We start from the raw sequence: 18,163 nt of genomic DNA on the forward strand, positions 1-18,163 counted from the left end.
TTAACCGAACTGGCGAGCCCCCGTGAACAGCTCGTACGCCATCGTCTTGAGCCGCGACGCGTCGAGCGGGGTGACGGTCAGCCACCCTCGATCGCGACGAAGCCCGTAGCGCCCGTCGGGGGTGTCCACCCAGGTCAACGTGCCCTCGCCACGCACCCAGCGGCCCTCCCACGACTTCCTGGCCGCACCGAGCCGTCCGCCGCCGATCCGCTGCGTCACGACGCGCACCATCACGATGACCTCGGGTTCCCGCAGCCCGGCGTCGCGCAGGACGTCGGAGAACGCCGGCTGCCCGCCACGCTCCCCCGCCTCGCAAGCGGCCGTGTAGTCGTCGACGCGCAGGTTGACCGAGAGACCCCGTCCCTGCTCGCACGGGGGCAACGCCTGCAGCAGGGTCGCGGCGACGAGCGGCTCCCGCAGGGCCGACAGCTCGACGTCGGTGCCCGAAACGCCGATCGCGACCGCGCCGCGGTCGGACACGCAGCCGACGGCCCGGTACGCCGGGTCGCCGTCGAGCCTCAAGTCCAGCGTGAGCTCGCTGTTCGCGACGGTGTGCAGCAGCCGCACCAGCTCGGGCGCGGGCGCGTCGACCGTGCCGAGGCCGCGTTCGGACAGCGTCGCGCTCGCCGTGGCGACCAGTTCCGCGCGGAACTCCGGTGTCCGCCCGACGTGCGGGATCTCCAGCACCGCGGGCAGTTCGTCGCGTCCGTGCGCCGACCAGAGGAGGAACAGCTCGCCGACGTGCAGCCGGATCCAGTCCATCAGCGGTCGGTCCTCGGGTCTTCGCCGATGACCGGCGGGGTCACCTGCCCGTTGAGACCCCAGACGTCGGAATCCTCGACGAGGTAGTTCGGAGTCTTGCGGTTTTGGCCCTCCTGTTGCCCTTGCGGCGGCATCATGCCCATCGGCATCCCGCCGACGCCGCCCATCCCCGCGGCCGCGGCGCGGGTCCCGGCGACCTGGCCCGGCTGCTGTCCGGACGGCCCGAACCCGCCGGCACCGGAGCGGCCACCCTGCCCGAGCTGCTCCTGGGTCCCACCGGACGTGCCGGGTGGCGGCGGGGAAAAGGCGCCGCTGCTCGCCCCGGGCTGACGCGGCGCCTCGACCGGCTCCCGCACCTGGATCGGGGCGGCGGTGTCGTCGACGCCGCTGCTGCGCGTGGTGTCGTCCGGCGGCGGCACCGGTTCCGGTGTCGGTTCGGGCTTCGGTTCCGGTTCTTCGGGTGTCTCGAGGATCTTCGGCTGCTTGCCGTACGAGGTGAAGGTCGGAACGTTCTCGTAGACCTCGCCCGAGCTGCGCTGCATCCGCGTCATCACGTCGGCCGCCTGCCGGTGCAGATCCTGCGAACTCTCGTCGGTGGGTTCGGCGATGATCCGGCCCGCCTCGGCGAAACCGCCTCCCGACGGCGGCGAGGCCGACATGGCCTGCGTCGAATCCGGATCCGAGACCGGGATCGGGCGGCGTTTCGGCGCCTCCGGCAGCTTGGGCCGCGGCAGGTATCCCGGCGGCTCGGGCATCGTGCGCCGCGCGGTGTCGGCGATGTCCGCCTGGCGGCGCACGCAGTTCGCGACGTTCTCCGCGCGCCAGCCCGTCTCTCCCGCCCAGTCGACGAGCTTGATCGCGGCGTCACGGGCCCGGTCCGCGCCCTCGCCCGTCCAGCCGTCGGCGGTGGCGACGAGCGCCGCCCGGAGTTCGGAACCGACCCGGTCCAGGAACGCGCTGATCTTCGTCCATTGCGCGGCGACGGCTTCCGCGCTCGCGAGGTCCAGCTCGTCGTGGACCATCTGGTAGAGCTCTCGATGCGAGTAGCTCATCCAGTCGATGTCGGCGTTGAGGTGTTCGGGGCCCGGTTGCGGTTCGGGCTCCCGCGGCGGCCACGGCATGGGCAGGATGCGCATCAGTGCTCGTCCTTCCGCTCGTGGTCGACGATGTCCTCCATGTCGAACCGGCGGGCGACCCGTTCGAGCTGCTCCTGGCCTTCCTCGTCCGCGGCGACGTACATCTTCCGCGCCGCCATCACGGTGAGCTGGAAATCCTTGAGCACCACGGCGAAGTCCTTGAGAACGGGCACGGCCGCTTCGGTCCCCTTGTTCGCGGCGCCCTGGAAGCGTTCGCTCATTGTGTGACCGACGAAGTTGGCGCCCAGCTTCAACGGCGCGTTGAACTCCGTCGAGTCCTTGATCAGCGCGTTGAGCTCGTGGCGTGCTTTCAGCAGCGCGTCGACGAGCTTCTTGGCGGCGTCCTCGGAGACCTTGACGGCCCCCTTCTTGGCATCGGTCTTGGAGTCCCTGATCTGACCCGCCACCGGCGCCAAGGCCGGAGCCGAAGCTCCGAACGCCGCCTGTGGCGTCGCGGGTAGCTTGGGTGACTGTGCCATCGGACCCCTCCCCTGTCACATCTCAGGGGAATGCTAGCGCGAACGGGTCAGCGCAGGTGGGCGTCGAACCAATTCAGCGTGCGCTGCCATGCCTCCGCGGCCGCGTCCGGGTCGGCGTCGAAACGGTGGTTGGCGCCCGGGTAGTGGACGACGTTCGTCGCGACGTTCGCCGTCGCCGCCGCGTCACGCAGCTGTTCGACCTCGGCGCCTCCGGCCTCGTCGCCCGCGTCGCCGTACATGCCGAGCCAGGGGCTGGTGAGCCGTCCGGCGATCTCGACCAGGACCGGCAGCCCGGTGACGCCCTGCCCGCCGACGCTGACCGCCGCGCCCAGCCTGCGGTTCGACGCGACGACCAGCGCGGCCGTCCCGCCGAGGTCGAACCCGACGACACCGACGAGATCCGCCTGGATACCGCGCTCGCCGAGCCACGCGAGCGTCGCGTCGGTGGCTTCGAGGAGGTCCTGCTGCGTGAGGTCGTCCCGGTCGAGATGCGGGGTGACGGTGAGCCAGCCTTCGCCGGCGAGACCGGCCAGGAGCAGGCCCAAACCCTCTTCGACCTCTTCGGCCTCCTCGTGCAGCACCACGAGCCCGCCGCGGACGACACCATCCGGTTCGGCGAAGGTCAGGCGCAGCGTGTGGCCGTCGGCGTGCTGGTGTTCCACGGTGGTCGTGAGGGTCATTCCTCCATCAGACCACTCTTAGGTAAATATTCGGAGCTTGCGTTCGCACGGGAGGATACGGTGTCGGAGCCGTCCCCCAGACGTAGGAGCGCCGAAGATGTCACCTGTTTCGCCGCGTGCGGATCTCGAATCGTTGCCGAAGTACGTCCCTGGCCGGACAATCCAGGGCGCGATCAAGCTGGCGAGTAACGAGGTCCCCGGTGGGCCGCTGCCGAGTGTGGCGCAGGCCATAGCCGAGACGGCGCGGGGCATCAACCGGTACCCGGACATCACGGCGTCCGCGCTCGTCGAGCGGCTGGCCCGCGAACTGGACGAGCCGGTCGAGCGGATCGCCGTCGGCTGCGGTTCGGTTTCCCTTTGCCAGCAAATGATCCAGGCCCTGTGCGGCCCGGGCGACGAGGTCGTCTTCCCGTGGCGTTCGTTCGAGGCGTACCCGATCGTCACTCAGGTGGCGAACGCCGTCAGCGTGAAGGTGCCGCTCACCGCCGGGCATGGGCTGGACCTGGACGCCATGCTGGCCGCGATCACGCCCAAGACGCGGCTGGTCTTCGTGTGCAACCCCAACAACCCGACCGGGACGGTCGTGCGGCGGGCGGAACTGGAGCGTTTCCTCGACGCCGTGCCCTCGGGGGTGCTCGTCGTGCTCGACGAGGCGTACAAGGAGTTCGTGACCGACGCCGAGGTCCCGGACGGCGTCGAACTGGCGCGTGGCAGGGACAACGTCGCCGTACTGCGGACTTTCTCGAAGGCGTACGGCCTCGCCGGTCTTCGCGTGGGTTACGCGGTGGCGCCGGAAGCGATCACCGTCGCGCTGAAGCAGGTCTACGTCGCGTTCTCGGTGAACATGATCGCCCAGGCGGCGGCCATCGCCTCGCTCGACGCGGCCGACGAGCTGCTGGAACGCTGCAAGGAGATCGTCTCGGAGCGCACTCGCGTCCGGGACGCCTTGGTGGCCAAGGGTTACGAGGTACCGGAGACGCAGGCGAACTTCGTCTGGCTGCCGCTGGGCGAGCGGACGACCGAGTTCGCGGAGCACGCGCTGGAGCGCAAGCTGATCGTGCGTCCCTTCGCGGGAGAAGGCGCGCGAGTGACCATCGGGACGCCTGAGGAGAACGACCTCTTCCTCGAAGCGGCCGGGGATTTCCCGCGCTGACAAGGCTTCGCGGCGGGCCCGCACTTCGTGGACGGAGTGCGGGCCGTTCCTATTTGAGGAGCAGCTGCACCATCGCGGCGAGGCCGATCACGACGATCACGCCGCGCAGCACCTTCGGCGAGAGCTTGCGGCCGATCTTCGCGCCGATCTGGCCGCCGATCGTCGACCCGACCGCGAGCAGCGCGACCACGGGCCAGCTGACCGGCGCGATGAAGGCGTAGATCGCGCCCGCGACGATGTTCACGACCGCGGACAGGGCGTTCTTGACGCCGTTGAGCCGTTGCAGCGACTCCGACATCAGCATCCCCATCACGGCCATCATCATCACGCCCTGCGCGGCCGTGAAGTATCCGCCGTAGATGCCGATCAGGAAGATCAGGAACAGCAGGAGCGGCCCGATCTTGTGGACCGTCCCGTTCTCCTCGCGGCGCTTCGCGACCCAGGCGGCCACGCGCGGCTGGACGATCACGAGCACCACCGCGAGCCCGACCAGCGCGGGTACGACGGTCTCGAAAGCGTCCTTCGGCAACGAGAGCAGCAGGATCGTCCCGCAGATCGCGCCGAGGAACGACGCCACGGCGAGTTTGGCGACCTGGGGCCAGTAGCCCTTGAGCTCCTCCCGGTAGCCGATCGCCCCGCTGACCGTGCCGGGAGCGAGGCCGATCGCGTTGGACGTCGTCGCCGTCAGCGGCGAGTAGCCGAGGGCGACCAGAACCGGGAAGGTCACCAGCGTGCCCGAGCCGACGACCGTGTTGATGGTGCCCGCCCAGAGCCCCGCGACGAAGATCACTACCGCGTGCCACCACGTCATAAAGCGCTCACGTCCGCACCCTAAGCACCGTTACCTCCTTTCGCGCTCCGGATGTGTCTAGTCGAACATTCAACGAGCCCGTTATGTCTCGTTCGGCGGGAAGACGCAGAACTCGTTGCCTTCCGGGTCCTCGAGAACATCCCACTCGACGTCTCCGCCCTTGGCCCGCACGAGCTTCGCCCCGGCGGCGACCAGCTCGCCCGCGGAGCCGAAGACGTCGATGTGCATCCGGTTCTTCACGGTTTTCGCTTCGGGCACCGGGTTGATCCAGATCAGCGGGCCGCGACCGGCCGGATCCTCGATCGCCACCGGCCACTCCACCGGCCGCTCGTCCCGGTGGCGGCGGACGTACCCCATCGCGGCGCACCACCAGTCGGCGAGGGCCTGGTGGTCGTTCGCGTCGAGACAGATGTCCTTGAACACCGCCGCCATTCAGTTCTCCTCCGGCAGATGAGCCGCGGTGATCTCCGCGGCGACCGTCCAGCCGAGCGCCAGGTACAACGCGCGGCCCTCCTCCGTGGCGACCAGGACCGCTCGCTCCGCCCCGGCGGCGACCGCCACCTCGTCGAGCCTGCGCATGACGAATCTGCCCAGCCCTCGCCGCTGGTGCTCGGGCTCCGTCACGACCTGGTCGATCACCGCCGTGCCGCCGGCTATCGCGACCCGGCCGGTGGCCGCGCGTGAGCCGTCCGGCGCGCGGACCACCACGTCGGTGACCACGCCGTCGCCGACCAGCTCCGCCCGGTACGGCTCGGGCGCGGCCATCACGGGCCGCAGCGCCATCGGGGCGCTCATCAAGTACTCCGGCGGGCCGACCTCCCATTCCGGCGGGACCGTCTTCGCCACTTCGTCCCGCGGGCCGCTCACCTTGAGCCACGTTCCCGGCTCGGTCAGCGAACGGGCCCGGCTGGCCACCGATCCGGCGTCCGCCAGCACATATCTCACGCGATGCCCGGGACGCCCGACGTCGAGCCGGTAGCCGTCCGGTTCGGCCACCGGGACACCGACGCCGCGGGAGAGCGCCCAGCCGTGCACCCATGCCTTGATCAGTCCTGCCACCCCAGTCATCGTTCGATGATGGCATCGGCCACCGACAGTCCCGGACGAGCAGGCGAACCTGCGAGGATGGCGCCGTGGCCGACGACGAGCGCGAACAGGTGTGGAGTGCGACCGTCGATCATCTGCGCACGATGATCGATTCGGGCAGGCTCCCCGCCGGATCGAGGCTGCCCGCCGAACGGGCGCTCTGCGAACAGCTCGGGATCAGCCGCGGTTCGCTGCGGCAGGCGTTGCGGGTGCTGGACTCCATCGGTTACGTGCAGGTGCGGCCGGGCTCGGGCACGTACGTCCGCGAGAAGATCGACGAGCGGCCCCTGCGCGGCTGGTTCTCCGAGCACGAGCAGCTCGTCGAGAAGCTGTTCGACCTGCGGACCACCGTCGAGCCGACACTGGCCGAGCGGCTCGCGCTCGACCACACGCCGCGGGTGCTCGCCCGGCTGGAAGGCACCGTCGAGGAGATGGACCGGGCCGCGGCCGACGGCGACATGCTGCGCGTGATCGCGGCCGACGCCGAATTCCACCGGGTGATCGCGGAGAACGCGGGCAACGACGACGTCACCGATCTGCTGCGTTCGGTGCTGTCCCTGGTCGGCGAGGAACGGCGGGCGGCGCTGCGGCTTCCGGGGCAGATCCGGAAGGCCGTCGACGAGCATCGCTCGATCCTCGAAGCGATCCGCGGTTCGGACGCGGCGGCCGCGCGGGACATCACCCTGCGGCATCTGCTCGACGCCAAGACCTACGTCCACGACTACACGACCCGGGATTGACGCTTCCTTGATGGCGCTCGCGGAGCCGCACGGGTAGAGTTTTCAGAAGGTTGTGAAACTTCTGACGGGGGTGTGCGGTGGAGAAGGTCCGGTTCACCGAAGAGAAGGCGACGATGCTCGCGACGCTGTACGGCCGGGCGCTCGACGCCCGCGGCGACCGGCCGATCCTCGGCGACAAGGCCGCCGACGAGGCCGTCAAGCAGATCGACTACGACTTCGCTTCGCTCGGCGTGAACGCCGACATGGGCCTGACCGTCGCGATGCGGGCCAAGCCGATGGACGACTGGGCTTCGGCGTTCCTGCGGGAACACCCGGACGCGACCGTCGTCCAGCTCGGCTGCGGGATGGACAGCCGCGTGTACCGCGTGGACCCGCCGCCTTCGGTGCGCTGGTTCGACGTCGACTACCCCGAGGTCGTCGACCTGCGCGCCCGGATCTACCCCGCGCGGGACGGCTACCGGACCATCGGCTCGTCCGTGACCGACTTCGGCTGGCTCGACGAGATCCCGTCGGACAAACCCGGTCTGGTGATCGCGGAGGGGCTGACGATGTACCTGCGGCCGTCCGAAGGCGAGGAATTGCTGCGGCGGCTGATCGCGCATTTCCCGCAGGGCGGCGAAATGGTCTTCGACATCTTCAGCAGGCTGGGAATCAAACTGCAGAAGCTGAATCCCGTGGTCCGCAAGGCCAAGGCGACGCTGTACTGGGGCATCGACGAGATCTCCGAACTGGAACGGCTCGGTTTGACGCTGGTGTCGGGACTCGACTCGACGGATTACGCGACGCCCGAGGTGAAGGCGCGGATTTCGGCGTCGATGCGGGCGCAGTTGTGGGTCGCGGGGCTGTTCCCGGCGTTCAAGAAGATGGGGCGGATCCTGCGAATGCGGTTCTGAGGCAACGCGGCTCGTGAGTGGCTAGGACGGTTCTAACCGTCCTAGCCACTCACGAGGCGTCAGCGTGGCTCCAGTACCCGCTCGACGAACCGGTGCAGCTTGTCCTCCAGCCGGAAGACCCGCTCCTCCAGCGTCAGGGACTCGAACGGCTGCGGCACGTCCGAGTGCAACTCGCCGCGGATGTACTGGCTGCACGCGAGGTTCGCGCACGCGTAGATGCCGAGCGTGTTCCCTTCCCGCCCGGCTTTCCCGGCGCGGCGGCCGGAGAACAGCGCGATGTCGGACAGGGGATGTGTCGTCGTGCACAGGCCGCACATGTTGCTCAGCAGGACACGGCCCTTCGGCCGGGGAGCGGCACGGAGGGACAGCCCGACGGTTTCCCCGCGGTACGGCAGCACGAGATACGCCCGGGAGGCGGCCTTCGGATCGCGCCAGCCGAGGAATTCCCTTTTCTCCCAAGGGATCTCTTCGGGCCGGGTGGGGAGCGTGACCCCCTTGGCCTCGCCTCGGGTGCAGTTCACGAAGGACGCTCTGATCTCGTCCTGGCCCAGCGGTTCCATACCCGCACGGTAACCAGCGCACCCGAGAACGGGCGAACCGTTTTTCGCCGGAGGTCATACGATCACCGGGTGCGCGGGATGACGATGTCGAGCCGGTTCCGGCTGGTGCTCAGGACCAGTCTCGGCTTCGCCGCGCTCGGCGTCGGATCCAGTGTGTGCGGTGCCGGCGTGGTCGCGTTGCTCCTGCTCCTGCAGGGCCTGCCGAGCGAGGTCGGCGATCGCGGCTGGATCCTCGGTGTCACCGCGGCCGGCATCGTCGCGCTGTCGCTGATCGTCGGCACCTTGTGGACGGCATGGCTGCAGCGGCGCACGGCGGTCTGGTTCGTGTTCGGCCGCCCGCCGACGAAGGCCGAGGCCGAACTGGCGCTCCGGCTCCCGGTCGACATGGGGATCGTGAGCGGGACCCTGTGGCTGATCGGCACGATCGTGCTCGGCGCGCTCGCGCGGGTGCTCGGGTCCTGGATGGACGCGCTCGGGATGGCGCTGGTGATCGGGCTCGGCGGGCTGACCACGGTCGGCCTCACCTATCTCGCCGCGGAATGGGTCGCGCGGCCGGTGATGACGATCGCGCTCAAGGTGACGCCGCCGAAGGGAACGCTCAGGGTCACCGTGCGGACCAGGGTGGTCGTCACCTGGTCGCTGGCGAGCGGCGTGCCGTTCCTCGGGGTGCTGCTGGTGGCCGCCCCGCCGGACCTCGGCCAAGGCGACCACGTCGCGAGCCTGATCATGCTTTCGGCGATCGGTCTCGGTGTCGGCGCGATCGGGACGGGCCTGCTCGCGAAGGCCGTCGCGACGCCGCTGCACCGGCTGCGGGTCGCGCTCGACGAGATCGCGCGCGGCAACAAGGAGATCGTGGTCGACGTCGACGACTCCAGCGAGATCGGCCTGCTCCAGACCTCGGTCAACGACCTGGCCGCCGGGCTCCGCGAGCAGGAGCGGATGCGGGATCTGTTCGGCAGGCACGTCGGGGACGAGGTCGCGCGGCACGCGCTCGAGTACGGCGCCTCCCTTTCGGGTGACGTGCGCGAGGTGACGGCGCTGTTCGTCGACGTCGTCGATTCGACGGCCCTGGCGAGCCGCACCCCGCCCGAAGATCTCGTGAAGACGCTCAACCGGTTCTTCACCAGCGTGGTGCACGCGGTCGGGGCACGCGGCGGGCTGGTCAACAAGTTCCAGGGTGACGCCGCGCTCTGCGTCTTCGGCGCCCCGACCAGGCTCGCGGACGCGCCGACGGCGGCGCTTTCGGCCGCGCGGGCCATCCGGGACGCCGTTCAGGAGACGGGCGAGCTGGACCTCGGCATCGGCGTCGCGAGCGGGCGGGTCTTCGCCGGTCAGCTGGGGACCAGCAGCCGGTTCGAGTACACCGTCATCGGCGACGCGGTGAACGAGGCCGCGCGCCTGACCGAGCACGCGAAATCCGCCGACGGCCGGATCCTGGCGAGCGAGGCGGTGCTCGAGGCGGCGTTGGAGAGCGAGCGCGCGCACTGGAAGCCGTACGCGGAACTCGAGCTGCGAGGGCGCCAGGAGCCGACGCACGCCTGGGAGGCGAGCGCGCTCAGCCCGGAATGACGTCCGGCCAGCGCAGCAGCGTCGAACCCCAGGTCAGCCCGGCGCCGAAGGCACCCATCACGACACGGTGCCCCGGCTGGAGCGCCCCTTCCTTGGCCGCGTCGGCCAGCGCGATCGGGATCGACGCGGCGCTCGTGTTGCCCACCTTCTCGATGTTCGAGTACATGACGTCCTCCGCGAGACCGAGCTGCTTCGCGCAGGTCTGCAGGATGCGGATGTTCGCCTGGTGCCCGATGAACCGGTCGATGTCGCCGACCACCCAGCCCGCGGAGTCCAGCACCGTGCGCGCCGATTCGGCCATGCGGGCGCAGGCGTGCCGGAAGACGGTCTGGCCCTGCATCACCAGATAGTGGTCGCGCGGGTCGTCCGAGCGGCGGTTCTTCGCGCCGCCGGCCTCGACCCAGAGCAGTTCCGCGAGCGCGCCCTCGCTGTGCAGGTCGAACGGGCCGAGCGCGCCGAGCTCGTCCGGGTCGCCCGCGCGCAGCAGGACTGCACCCGCGCCGTCACCGAAGATCGGCACCGTGCCGCGGTCTTCGGGGTCGACGAGCGAAGTGAAGACGTCGGCGCCGATCACCAACACCCGCCGCGCGATCCCGGCGGCGATCAGCCCGGCGCCGGTGGCGAGCCCGTAGACGAACCCGCTGCACACGGCGTTGACGTCGAACGCGGCGACACCGTTCAGCCCGAGCTCGGTCGCGACCTGCGGCGCGCTGGCCGGGCACAGCTGGTCCGCCGTGGACGTCGCGAGCACGACGGCGTCCGCCGCGGTCTCCCCCGCCGACGCCAGCGCCCGGCGCCCCGCCTCGACCGCGAGGTCCACTGTGGACGTTCCGGGATCGACGACCCGGCGTTCGGCGATGCCGGTCCGCGAGCGGATCCACTCATCGGAGGTGTCCAGCCGCTGGGCGATCTCCTCGTTGCCCACCACGCGCGGAGGCAGCCATGAGCCGAGACCGGCGAGAACGGCGGCCTGAGATGAGGGCACCAAGGAATCCTTTCGCGGGGAAATGAGAGGTCTGCCATTCACTTGTAAGCGCTACCATTCAGTAGACCCGTCAGTTGTGTTCCGGGTCACAATTCAAAGAATTCTCATCTTCTCCCGGGAGTGACCGGGCACACGGGCCGAGCACCCGAACGGGTGACGCACACCGCGTCGAGGCGCGAGCAAAGAACAGGCGCCCGGGAGAGCCGTCCGGCTAGCCTGACCTGGTGCACACACCCGACCTCGACCGCATGGACGTCGCCATCCTCGCCTGTCTCCAGTCCGACGCCCGCACGATCGCCGAGCACATCGGCGCGAAGGTTGGCCTCTCGGCGGCCGCCGTTCAGCGGCGGATCAAACGGCTGCGCGAGACCGGGGTGATCGAACGCGAGGTGGCGGTGCTGTCGCCGCGGGCGCTCGGGCTGTCGATGACGTTCGTGGTGATGGTCGAGATGGAACGCGAGAACCTCGCGGTCCTCGACGGGTTCCGGCGCCAGGTGCTCGCGGACGACAACGTCCAGCAGTGTTACTACGTCACCGGCAACGCGGATTTCGTGCTCGTGGTGACCTGCCGGGACATGGCGGATTTCGAGACGTTCACGCGGCGGATGTTCTTCGACAACCCGAACGTGCGGCACTTCACGACGTCGGTGGCGATGGACCGGGTCAAGACCGGGCTGACGCTGCCGCTGGAGCCCTGAGGGTCCAAAAAGGACAGCGCGACCTCGTCACCACGGGTGTCCGCCCGAACGCAAGGGGTCTGTGCCCGGCGTTACACCACTATGGACATATGCAGCCGATAGCGTGAACGTCGTCGCAGTCGCGTCATCCGGCGTACGTCCGGGCATCTCCTCCCCGAGACGAAAAGTTCGCGCCGCGCGAACCACGAGCACCGAGGAGTGGCCGTGCACACCGACGCAATTCACCAGAGCCAGTTCGTTCTGCTGAACAACAGCAGCACGCCCGTTCTTTCCCGCCTGTCCTTCCACGCCGGCGAACCGTTCGCGGTCACCGTGTCGTTCCGGACTGAGCGCGGCCGGTGGGTCGAGTGGACCTTCGCGCGTGAGCTGCTCGTCACCGGCCTCACCGACCCCGCCGGGCTCGGCGACGTCCGCGTCCGCCCCGACCTCTCGGAGGACGAGGCGTTGCTGACGCTCGAAATCGAGTCACCCGACGGTTACGCGTCGTTCGAGCTGGAACGTGAGGACGTCGAGACGTTCCTCGAGTCCACGTACGAGCTCGTCCCGCTCGGCTCCGAGAGCGAGCACTTCGACGTCGAGGCGCTGATCGAGGAGATCAGCAACGTCTGAGACTTTCCCGCGGCACGAAGACGAAGGGCGGCCCGAGTGCGCTGGAGGCACTCGGTCCGCCTTTCGTCCTGTTCAAGGGCCGAGGTCAGCCGAGGACCAGGGAGGTCCCGGTCGCGGACAACGCCGGCCGCACCGGGAAGAAGTACGTCACCGAGCTGTTGCCGCCGGACAACATGCCCTGGGCCTGGTTGCCCGCGATGAACGAGCCGCCGGAGTCGCCCGCCTGCGAGCGGACGTTGGTGGCGGTCATGCCGTAGACCGTGCCTTCGGCGTAGCGGACGGTCTGGTTCTTGGCGCCGACCGTGCCGCAGGTCCAGCCGGTGGTCGACCCGGACTTGCAGACCGACGCCCCGGTGGCCGCCACGGTCGAACCGCTCACGCGGGTGCCGTTGTTGATGATGCCGCGCGGCACCCAGTTGCTGTTGACCCGGACGTGGCCGTAGTCGTTGGTCGGGAAGCTGACGCGGGCGAACGAGCCCATCGCCACCCGGTTGGAGCCGGTCACCGTGCCCGGGCCGCAGTGCCCGGCGGTGAGGAAGCCGCCGTTGACCGAGAAGCCGATCGAGCAGCGCGAAGAGCTGTTGATGTAGTACGCGTCGCCACCGCGGACGTCGTACTTCAGGGTCGGCACCGAAGTGGTCTCGACCACCGCGACGGCGGCCTTGTCCACTTTGGTCTTCTCCAGATACGAGTCGACGACGCCGCTCTTGCCCGGCAGGACGTTCACCGTCACGCGGTTGGTCTTGGTGTCGACACCCCAGCCGGTGATCGCGCCGTCCGCCGCGCGCTCACCCGCGTTCAGTTTGTCCACAGTGGAATCGAGCTGGGCGGCCGAGAAGCGCACGAGTTCCGCTTCCGCGCCGCTGGCGAGGACCTGCCCCAGCTTCGCCGCGTCCGTGACGCCGACGCGGAGCTTGCCGGTGGCCTCGTTGTAGCTGGCGCCGCCGAAGCTGCCGGCGAGCGCCGAAGCGAGCGACTGTTCGAGCGTGCCGGCGGCGGTCTCGCTCTGGATCCTGGCGAGTGCCTGGCCGGCGGTCAGGCCGAGGTCCCGTTGCAGGGCGGGAACCATTTCTTGATTCAGCAGAGTGTCCGAGGTCGCTGCCGCGGGGGTACCCGTGACGAGCGCGCCGGTGGCCAGTGCTGCCGTGGCGGCCACACCGAGGAGCTTCGTGATCTTCATGCTTCTCCCTCGTCATCACGCACGGCTCCGGTTCGCCATGCGATGTCCCTCCCCTGACGGGTGAGCGTTCTGGACTCGGACGAAGGCCGCAATCCGGGTCGGCGCGGGATAGGTATACCCATTCTTCGGGAGCCGAATCCGCTGCTCCAGGGGCGGCCACCTACAGCAGGCACCCGGACGGACACGTCCGTAAGTAGGGTTTCGAAGCAAATACCTTGCGTAGTCATGGACACCCCCTGAACGTGGGATGAATCGCTGAATCGGGTTTGTCGCCGACGTTTCGGGTGTCCGGTGATTTTCCAACCGACGATCCGTCAGCCAACCGGTCACGCTGCGTCCTCGGACGGCCTCGGGGGGTGCCCGTGGTGTCCGTGTTGGGTGGTTTACGACCAGGTAGGCAGTGCTTAGGCTCCGCAGGTCAACGCACAAGATCGTGTCGGGCTCAGCGGGAACTCCCCACCGAGGAGCGCATGATGTGGCTTGCCACCCCTCGCCCGACCTCGGTTTCGGTCCGCGCCGGATCGACGGCGCTCGTGGGCCGCGACGTCGAGGTCTCGGCGATCGTGAAGATCCTGCTGCGCCGTCCCGCCGCCGTGCTGATCGAAGGCGAACCCGGGATGGGCCGCAGCAGGCTGCTCGACGAGCTGGCCGGACGCCGGGAATTCGCGGCCGCCCGGGTGCTCCGGGGTGCCTGCCAGCCGATGCGCGAGCCGTTCCCGTTCGGACCGGTGCTCGAAGCGCTGCGTTCGGCGGGCGACCGGCCGCTCGGTCCACTCAGCCCGGTCGCCGGGGTGCTGAGACCCTTGCTGCCCGAACTGGCGGAAAGCCTTCCGCCCCAACCGGAACCACTCGCCGACCCGTGCGCCGAACGGCACCGCCAGTTCCGCGCCGTCCGCGAACTCCTGATCGCCTGCGGGCCCGCGCTCGTCCTGATCGACGACCTCCAGTGGGCCGACGAAGGCACCCGTGACCTCATGCGCTTCCTCGCCGCGGCCATGCCCGCCGAACTGGCCGTCGTCGCGGCGTACCGGACCGGCTCGCCGTCGGGACACGGCGGGGCGGGCATCCCCTTCCGCACCCCGCCGAACGTCCAGACCGCCCGCGTGACGCTGGGCCCGCTCGACGTCGAAGCCGTCGGGAAGCTGGCAGAGGAACTGCTGGACCTGCCGCGGGTTTCCGCGCCGTTCATCGCGAAGCTCCACGAAAGCACCGCCGGGATCCCGTTCGTGGTCGAGGAGACCCTGCGGGCGCTGCGGGACGCGGCAGGCCGCCTGCCGATCGGGGAAGTGCTGAGCGACCGGCTGCTGGAAAGCCTCGAGGTCCCGATCTCCCTGCGCGAGGCCATCACCGAACGGCTCGAAGCACTGCCGGAGCCCGCCGTCCGGCTGGCCCGCGCGGCGGCGGTGCTCGCCGTCCCGTCCGAGCCGTCGGTGATCGGCGAACTCGCCTGCCTCGACGGCGACGGGCTCCGCGCGGCCCTTTTGTCCACTTTGGATGGCGGTGTCCTCGGCGAACTCGGCGGCGACCGCTACGGCTTCCGGCATCCGTTGGCCCGCAAGGCCGTCTACGACACGGTGAGCGGCCCGGAGCGCACCCTGCTGCATTCGCGCGCCATCCAGGTGCTCGCCGGGCAGCCGGTCCCGCCGCTCACCCTGCTGGCGAACCACTCGCGCGCGGCGGGGCGGACGGAACAGTGGCGCCACTACGCCGAAGCCGCCGCCGACGAGGCCATCGCCCACGGTGACACGTCACGGGCCATCGACCTGCTCCAGTCCGTCCTCGCCGAGGCGGGGCTGGGCGAGGACGACATCGCCCGGCTGGCCACGAAGCTCAGCCAGGTCGCGCTGCGCGGATTCCGCCCGGACGTCATCGAGACACTGGAGCGGATCCTCGAAGACCTCACCGACCTGCGCCCGAGCGTGCGCGGGACGATCCGGCTCAGCCTCGGGATGCTGCTGGTCCGCACGATCGGGCGCCTCGGCCGCGGCCGGGTCGAGGTGGAGAAGGCGATCACCGAACTGGTCGACGAGCCGGAGCTGGCCGCGCGCGGGATCAACCTGCTCGCCCAGCCGATCGACGGGCTGACCCCGTTGTCCTGGCACGAGGTCTGGATGGAGCGGGCCCGCGAGGTCTTCGGCCGGATCGAAGACCCGGAACTGCGGCTCGCGCTCCTCGGCGACCGGATCTCCACCCAGGCGCATATCGGCGACGGGTCGGCCTGGACCGAGTTCACCGAGCTGCCGGACCAGGGCAGCGGGGTCGCCGAGCGGGTCCAGCTGGCGCGGCTCTGGTGCAACCTCGCCGACGCGCAGTCCTGGGCAGGCCATCTGACCAGGGCGGAAAAGCTGGTCACGGAAGGGATCCGCCGCGCGACCGACGCCGGCGCGCTCTACGCCGCCGGGCTCGCGCAGGGCACCCGCGTCCGGCTCGACTGGGTGCGCGGCGACTGGTCCGGTCTCGCGGAGACCACCGAACAGCTGCGCGACGCCTATCCCGACCTGGGCCCGATCGTCATGGAGTGCTCGCTCGTCCTCGGCGGGTTGTCCGCCGTTCGCGGGGAATTCGCCGCCGCGCAACGACATCTGGCCGCGGCGAGCGTCCACGCCCCGGAACACGGCCCCATCCCCGTCGTCCTCTCGGCCGCCGGGGTCCTGATCAGGGTGCTCCTCGCGACGGACGACGTCGACGGCGCGTGCGCGGCGGCCGACAACGCCGTCGCGGCGGCCCGGCGCAAGGGCGTCTGGGTGTGGGCGGCGGCGCTGGTCCCCGCCGCGGCCGAGGCCTACACGCGGGCGGGACGGTGGTCGGAGGCGGACGCCGTGGTGGAGGAATTCGCCCGCGGGATCGACGGCAAGGACTCGCCGGTCTCCCGGGTCGCGCTGCTCGCCGGCCGGGCGATCCTGCTCGACGCGCGCGGCAAACATCCCGCCGCGGCAACGGTTTTCGACGAGGCCGCGGCGGGCTACGAGGCACTGCCGATGCCGTATCAGGCGATCGGCGCCCGGGAGCGCGCGGCGCTGTCCCGGCTCAACGCGGGCCGCCAGACCCCGGGCGACCGCAAGGCGATCGAGGAGCTCGCGGCGGCCGCGGAGGCCTACGAGCGGCTCGGCGCGACCAGGGACGCCGGCCGCTGCCGCCACCAGCTGCGGGAACACGGCGCGTGGGCCCCCTCACAACGCGGGCGGCGAGGCTACGGCCAGGAGCTTTCGCCCCGGGAACTGGAGGTCGCGCGCATGCTTTCCGACGGACGGACGAACCGGGAGATAGCGGACGGGTTGTTCCTCTCCCCGCGTACGGTCGAGCAGCATGTCGCCAAGGTGCTGCGGAAGCTCGGGGCCCGTTCGCGGACGGACGTGGCCCGCCGGATGACGACCTACGCGCCCGCTTCCGCCGACCGCTGACAGCGGCCCCCGAGGTGTCCTGGCTCCGCGTGAGGTACATGAAGGCCCCCTTCCTTGCGCCTGGCGCAAGGAAGGGGGCCTTCATGTACTGGGCAAGGCGTGAAGGTCGAGTTTCCTCGGCTGAGCCGAGGGGAGGGGGCCTTCACGCGCGGCCATGTGACTGCTAGTGCAGGTGGGGCGCACGTGGCGGTCACCAAGGTGGTGCCGCCACTCCGAAACCGTCTCTTGTGGACAGTCGGCCACTGTGGCGAGCCCGCCCGGTGGATGTCGCGAAAGCCACTTTCGGGACATCAGACGTCGCGAAAGTGGCTTTCGCGACACCCCCGGCCCGGACGAGCCCACACCCCCTGGGAGGCGGGCTGAGCAGGCCCTTCACCGAGCCCGGCATTCCTTTAGGGGCAAGAAAAGTGCCCGATCGGGCATGGTGATCCATTCCATCGGGTCCAGCCGTGTGCGTATGGTTCCGTAGTGTCATGCGCTGTGCTAGTTTGTTTTGGCCATTAACAAAGTCGGGGCCCGGCGCCCTCGAGGGAGTAGCGCAGAAGCATGGCTGAGCGAGCCGATTTCGCGCTGGGGACGGTAGAGGCGACCGTGGTCGGGCAGGCGCTGGGCGTCGACGTCCGGCTGTTTCCCTTGCGCGTCCGCAACACTTCGATCGACCCGGAGCGCTACGCCACGGTCATCCGGAAGGTCTACACCGACCTCGAACAGCGCCGCCTGTCGATCAACGGCGAGCTGAACCAGGCCGTCCGCACCGCGTTCGCGCTGCTGGGGAACCACCGGATCACCGTCTCGATCAACGGTATCGACGGCATCGGCCAGGACATCGCCGTCCTCGCCCTCACCGACGGCAGGCAGGCGCTCGGCATCACGCAGGCCCACGGCGAAGACCTCCTGCAGTTCGCGCTCTTCTCCGACGAAGAGCTGGTCGAGGTCCTTTCCGGCGTGCTGCCGCGGATGCGCCCCGCGTCGACCGGCCGCCGCACGATCGTGCAGAAGGAGGAGCGCGCCGTCTCCGCGATGACCGCGCGCCGCCAGGCCGAGGCCGAGTTCGACGAGGAGGAGACCGACGCGTTCGGCAACCTCCAGTTCACCGGCGTCGTCCGCGCCCGGCCGGAGGCCCCGGCCCGCCGCACCGACGAGAGCGACGTCGAGGTCTTGGAGAGGGTGCTGTCCGGGACCCGTCTCGGCGGCGGATACATCATCGTGAGCGGGATCGGCCGCCGCGGCGAACGGCTCCGGTCGACGCCGCTGAGCTGGCTCGACACCGAAGACGGCCGGTACCTGATCCGGACCGAGACCGACGAAGCCTCCGGTGCCGTGATCGGTCACTACGACCCGGCGAGTCAGTCGGGCGTGGCGAACGCGATCCGGGACGCCATCGCTGACATCTACTGACCCTCCTGAACCGGGCGAGAGGA

Annotated in this window: 18 protein-coding genes; 8 read left to right on the plus strand and 10 right to left on the minus strand. The window is 69.9% G+C overall.

Going from position 1 to position 18,163, the window contains the following annotated elements:
• From DMH01_RS21480 to DMH01_RS21495, 4 genes are read right to left on the minus strand one after another with little or no spacing between them, the layout of a single operon-like run.
• A complete protein-coding gene (locus DMH01_RS21480; RefSeq protein ID WP_125679060.1) occupies window positions 1-762 on the minus strand; it encodes an ESX secretion-associated protein EspG in 762 nt (253 codons plus the stop codon).
• Window positions 762-1,898 carry a PPE domain-containing protein gene (locus DMH01_RS21485; protein ID WP_125679061.1) on the minus strand — a complete coding sequence of 379 codons (1,137 nt, stop codon included), beginning with the start codon at window positions 1,896-1,898 and terminating at the stop codon, window positions 762-764. The genes DMH01_RS21480 and DMH01_RS21485 overlap by 1 nt, the downstream gene beginning before the upstream one ends.
• Window positions 1,898-2,377: a hypothetical protein gene (locus DMH01_RS21490; protein ID WP_233621629.1), complete on the minus strand. Its 480-nt coding sequence runs from the start codon at window positions 2,375-2,377 to the stop codon at window positions 1,898-1,900. The genes DMH01_RS21485 and DMH01_RS21490 overlap by 1 nt, the downstream gene beginning before the upstream one ends.
• A gap of 47 nt (window positions 2,378-2,424) precedes the next feature.
• Window positions 2,425-3,057 (minus strand): dienelactone hydrolase family protein, encoded by a 633-nt coding sequence (locus tag DMH01_RS21495; protein ID WP_034319814.1) that lies wholly within the window; start codon window positions 3,055-3,057, stop codon window positions 2,425-2,427.
• A 97-nt stretch (window positions 3,058-3,154) separates the two neighbouring features.
• Here DMH01_RS21495 and hisC point away from each other — a divergent pair, with 97 nt between their 5' ends.
• Window positions 3,155-4,210 (plus strand): histidinol-phosphate transaminase, encoded by a 1,056-nt coding sequence (hisC, locus tag DMH01_RS21500; protein ID WP_125679062.1) that lies wholly within the window; start codon window positions 3,155-3,157, stop codon window positions 4,208-4,210.
• Between the two features lie 49 nt (window positions 4,211-4,259).
• Here hisC and DMH01_RS21505 read toward each other — a convergent pair whose 3' ends face one another.
• From DMH01_RS21505 to DMH01_RS21515, 3 genes are all read right to left on the minus strand, one after another.
• Window positions 4,260-5,021, minus strand: coding sequence for a sulfite exporter TauE/SafE family protein (locus DMH01_RS21505; protein WP_125679063.1), 762 nt, complete (start codon window positions 5,019-5,021; stop codon window positions 4,260-4,262).
• A gap of 81 nt (window positions 5,022-5,102) precedes the next feature.
• Entirely contained in the window at window positions 5,103-5,453 is a 351-nt protein-coding gene (locus DMH01_RS21510) for a VOC family protein (protein ID WP_125679064.1), read from the minus strand.
• Window positions 5,454-6,080: a GNAT family N-acetyltransferase gene (locus DMH01_RS21515; RefSeq protein ID WP_125679806.1), complete on the minus strand. Its 627-nt coding sequence runs from the start codon at window positions 6,078-6,080 to the stop codon at window positions 5,454-5,456.
• 74 nt (window positions 6,081-6,154) lie between these two features.
• On the opposite strand from DMH01_RS21515, the gene DMH01_RS21520 reads away from it, so the two are divergent.
• Both DMH01_RS21520 and DMH01_RS21525 read left to right on the plus strand, forming a co-directional pair.
• Window positions 6,155-6,847, plus strand: a complete 693-nt coding sequence (locus tag DMH01_RS21520) for a FadR/GntR family transcriptional regulator (RefSeq protein WP_125679065.1) — start codon at window positions 6,155-6,157, stop codon at window positions 6,845-6,847.
• A 77-nt stretch (window positions 6,848-6,924) separates the two neighbouring features.
• A complete protein-coding gene (locus DMH01_RS21525) occupies window positions 6,925-7,740 on the plus strand; it encodes a class I SAM-dependent methyltransferase (RefSeq protein WP_125679066.1) in 816 nt (271 codons plus the stop codon).
• A gap of 59 nt (window positions 7,741-7,799) precedes the next feature.
• Here DMH01_RS21525 and DMH01_RS21530 read toward each other — a convergent pair whose 3' ends face one another.
• On the minus strand, window positions 7,800-8,300 hold the full coding sequence (locus DMH01_RS21530) for an FBP domain-containing protein (protein WP_125679067.1): 501 nt from the start codon (window positions 8,298-8,300) through the stop codon (window positions 7,800-7,802).
• An 84-nt stretch (window positions 8,301-8,384) separates the two neighbouring features.
• On the opposite strand from DMH01_RS21530, the gene DMH01_RS21535 reads away from it, so the two are divergent.
• Window positions 8,385-9,869, plus strand: a complete 1,485-nt coding sequence (locus tag DMH01_RS21535; RefSeq protein WP_199745620.1) for an adenylate/guanylate cyclase domain-containing protein — start codon at window positions 8,385-8,387, stop codon at window positions 9,867-9,869.
• Here the strand turns inward: DMH01_RS21535 and DMH01_RS21540 are convergent.
• Window positions 9,856-10,854, minus strand: a complete 999-nt coding sequence (locus DMH01_RS21540) for a beta-ketoacyl-ACP synthase III (protein ID WP_125679069.1) — start codon at window positions 10,852-10,854, stop codon at window positions 9,856-9,858. The two genes, DMH01_RS21535 and DMH01_RS21540, sit on opposite strands and share 14 nt — an antisense overlap.
• Before the next feature lie 224 nt (window positions 10,855-11,078).
• Here DMH01_RS21540 and DMH01_RS21545 point away from each other — a divergent pair, with 224 nt between their 5' ends.
• Window positions 11,079-11,552, plus strand: coding sequence for an Lrp/AsnC family transcriptional regulator (locus tag DMH01_RS21545; RefSeq protein WP_125679070.1), 474 nt, complete (start codon window positions 11,079-11,081; stop codon window positions 11,550-11,552).
• A 204-nt stretch (window positions 11,553-11,756) separates the two neighbouring features.
• Window positions 11,757-12,161: an SsgA family sporulation/cell division regulator gene (locus DMH01_RS21550; RefSeq protein ID WP_034319994.1), complete on the plus strand. Its 405-nt coding sequence runs from the start codon at window positions 11,757-11,759 to the stop codon at window positions 12,159-12,161.
• Between the two features lie 85 nt (window positions 12,162-12,246).
• On the opposite strand, the gene DMH01_RS21555 is transcribed toward DMH01_RS21550, so the two are convergent.
• Complete coding sequence (locus tag DMH01_RS21555) at window positions 12,247-13,341, minus strand: S1 family peptidase (RefSeq protein WP_125679071.1); 1,095 nt, start codon at window positions 13,339-13,341, stop codon at window positions 12,247-12,249.
• A gap of 473 nt (window positions 13,342-13,814) precedes the next feature.
• On the opposite strand from DMH01_RS21555, the gene DMH01_RS21560 reads away from it, so the two are divergent.
• Both DMH01_RS21560 and DMH01_RS21565 read left to right on the plus strand, forming a co-directional pair.
• Entirely contained in the window at window positions 13,815-16,742 is a 2,928-nt protein-coding gene (locus DMH01_RS21560; protein WP_125679807.1) for a LuxR family transcriptional regulator, read from the plus strand.
• Window positions 16,743-17,288: 546 nt separating this feature from the next.
• On the plus strand, window positions 17,289-18,140 hold the full coding sequence (locus DMH01_RS21565; RefSeq protein ID WP_125679072.1) for an ESX secretion-associated protein EspG: 852 nt from the start codon (window positions 17,289-17,291) through the stop codon (window positions 18,138-18,140).
• Window positions 18,141-18,163: the final 23 nt, after the last annotated feature.

It is taken from the genome of Amycolatopsis sp. WAC 04182, assembly GCF_003947465.1.
GTDB lineage: Bacteria > Actinomycetota > Actinomycetes > Mycobacteriales > Pseudonocardiaceae > Amycolatopsis.

Coding starts and splice junctions, on each gene's coding strand:
- DMH01_RS21565 (WP_125679072.1), top strand. CDS start 17,289: ATGGCTGAGCGAGCCGATTTCGCGCTGGGGACGGTAGAGGCGACCGTG.
- DMH01_RS21495 (WP_034319814.1), bottom strand. CDS start 3,057: ATGACCCTCACGACCACCGTGGAACACCAGCACGCCGACGGCCACACG.
- DMH01_RS21560 (WP_125679807.1), top strand. CDS start 13,815: ATGTGGCTTGCCACCCCTCGCCCGACCTCGGTTTCGGTCCGCGCCGGA.
- DMH01_RS21480 (WP_125679060.1), bottom strand. CDS start 762: ATGGACTGGATCCGGCTGCACGTCGGCGAGCTGTTCCTCCTCTGGTCG.
- hisC (WP_125679062.1), top strand. CDS start 3,155: ATGTCACCTGTTTCGCCGCGTGCGGATCTCGAATCGTTGCCGAAGTAC.
- DMH01_RS21530 (WP_125679067.1), bottom strand. CDS start 8,300: ATGGAACCGCTGGGCCAGGACGAGATCAGAGCGTCCTTCGTGAACTGC.
- DMH01_RS21555 (WP_125679071.1), bottom strand. CDS start 13,341: ATGAAGATCACGAAGCTCCTCGGTGTGGCCGCCACGGCAGCACTGGCC.
- DMH01_RS21490 (WP_233621629.1), bottom strand. CDS start 2,377: ATGGCACAGTCACCCAAGCTACCCGCGACGCCACAGGCGGCGTTCGGA.
- DMH01_RS21535 (WP_199745620.1), top strand. CDS start 8,385: ATGTCGAGCCGGTTCCGGCTGGTGCTCAGGACCAGTCTCGGCTTCGCC.
- DMH01_RS21505 (WP_125679063.1), bottom strand. CDS start 5,021: ATGACGTGGTGGCACGCGGTAGTGATCTTCGTCGCGGGGCTCTGGGCG.
- DMH01_RS21485 (WP_125679061.1), bottom strand. CDS start 1,898: ATGCGCATCCTGCCCATGCCGTGGCCGCCGCGGGAGCCCGAACCGCAA.
- DMH01_RS21510 (WP_125679064.1), bottom strand. CDS start 5,453: ATGGCGGCGGTGTTCAAGGACATCTGTCTCGACGCGAACGACCACCAG.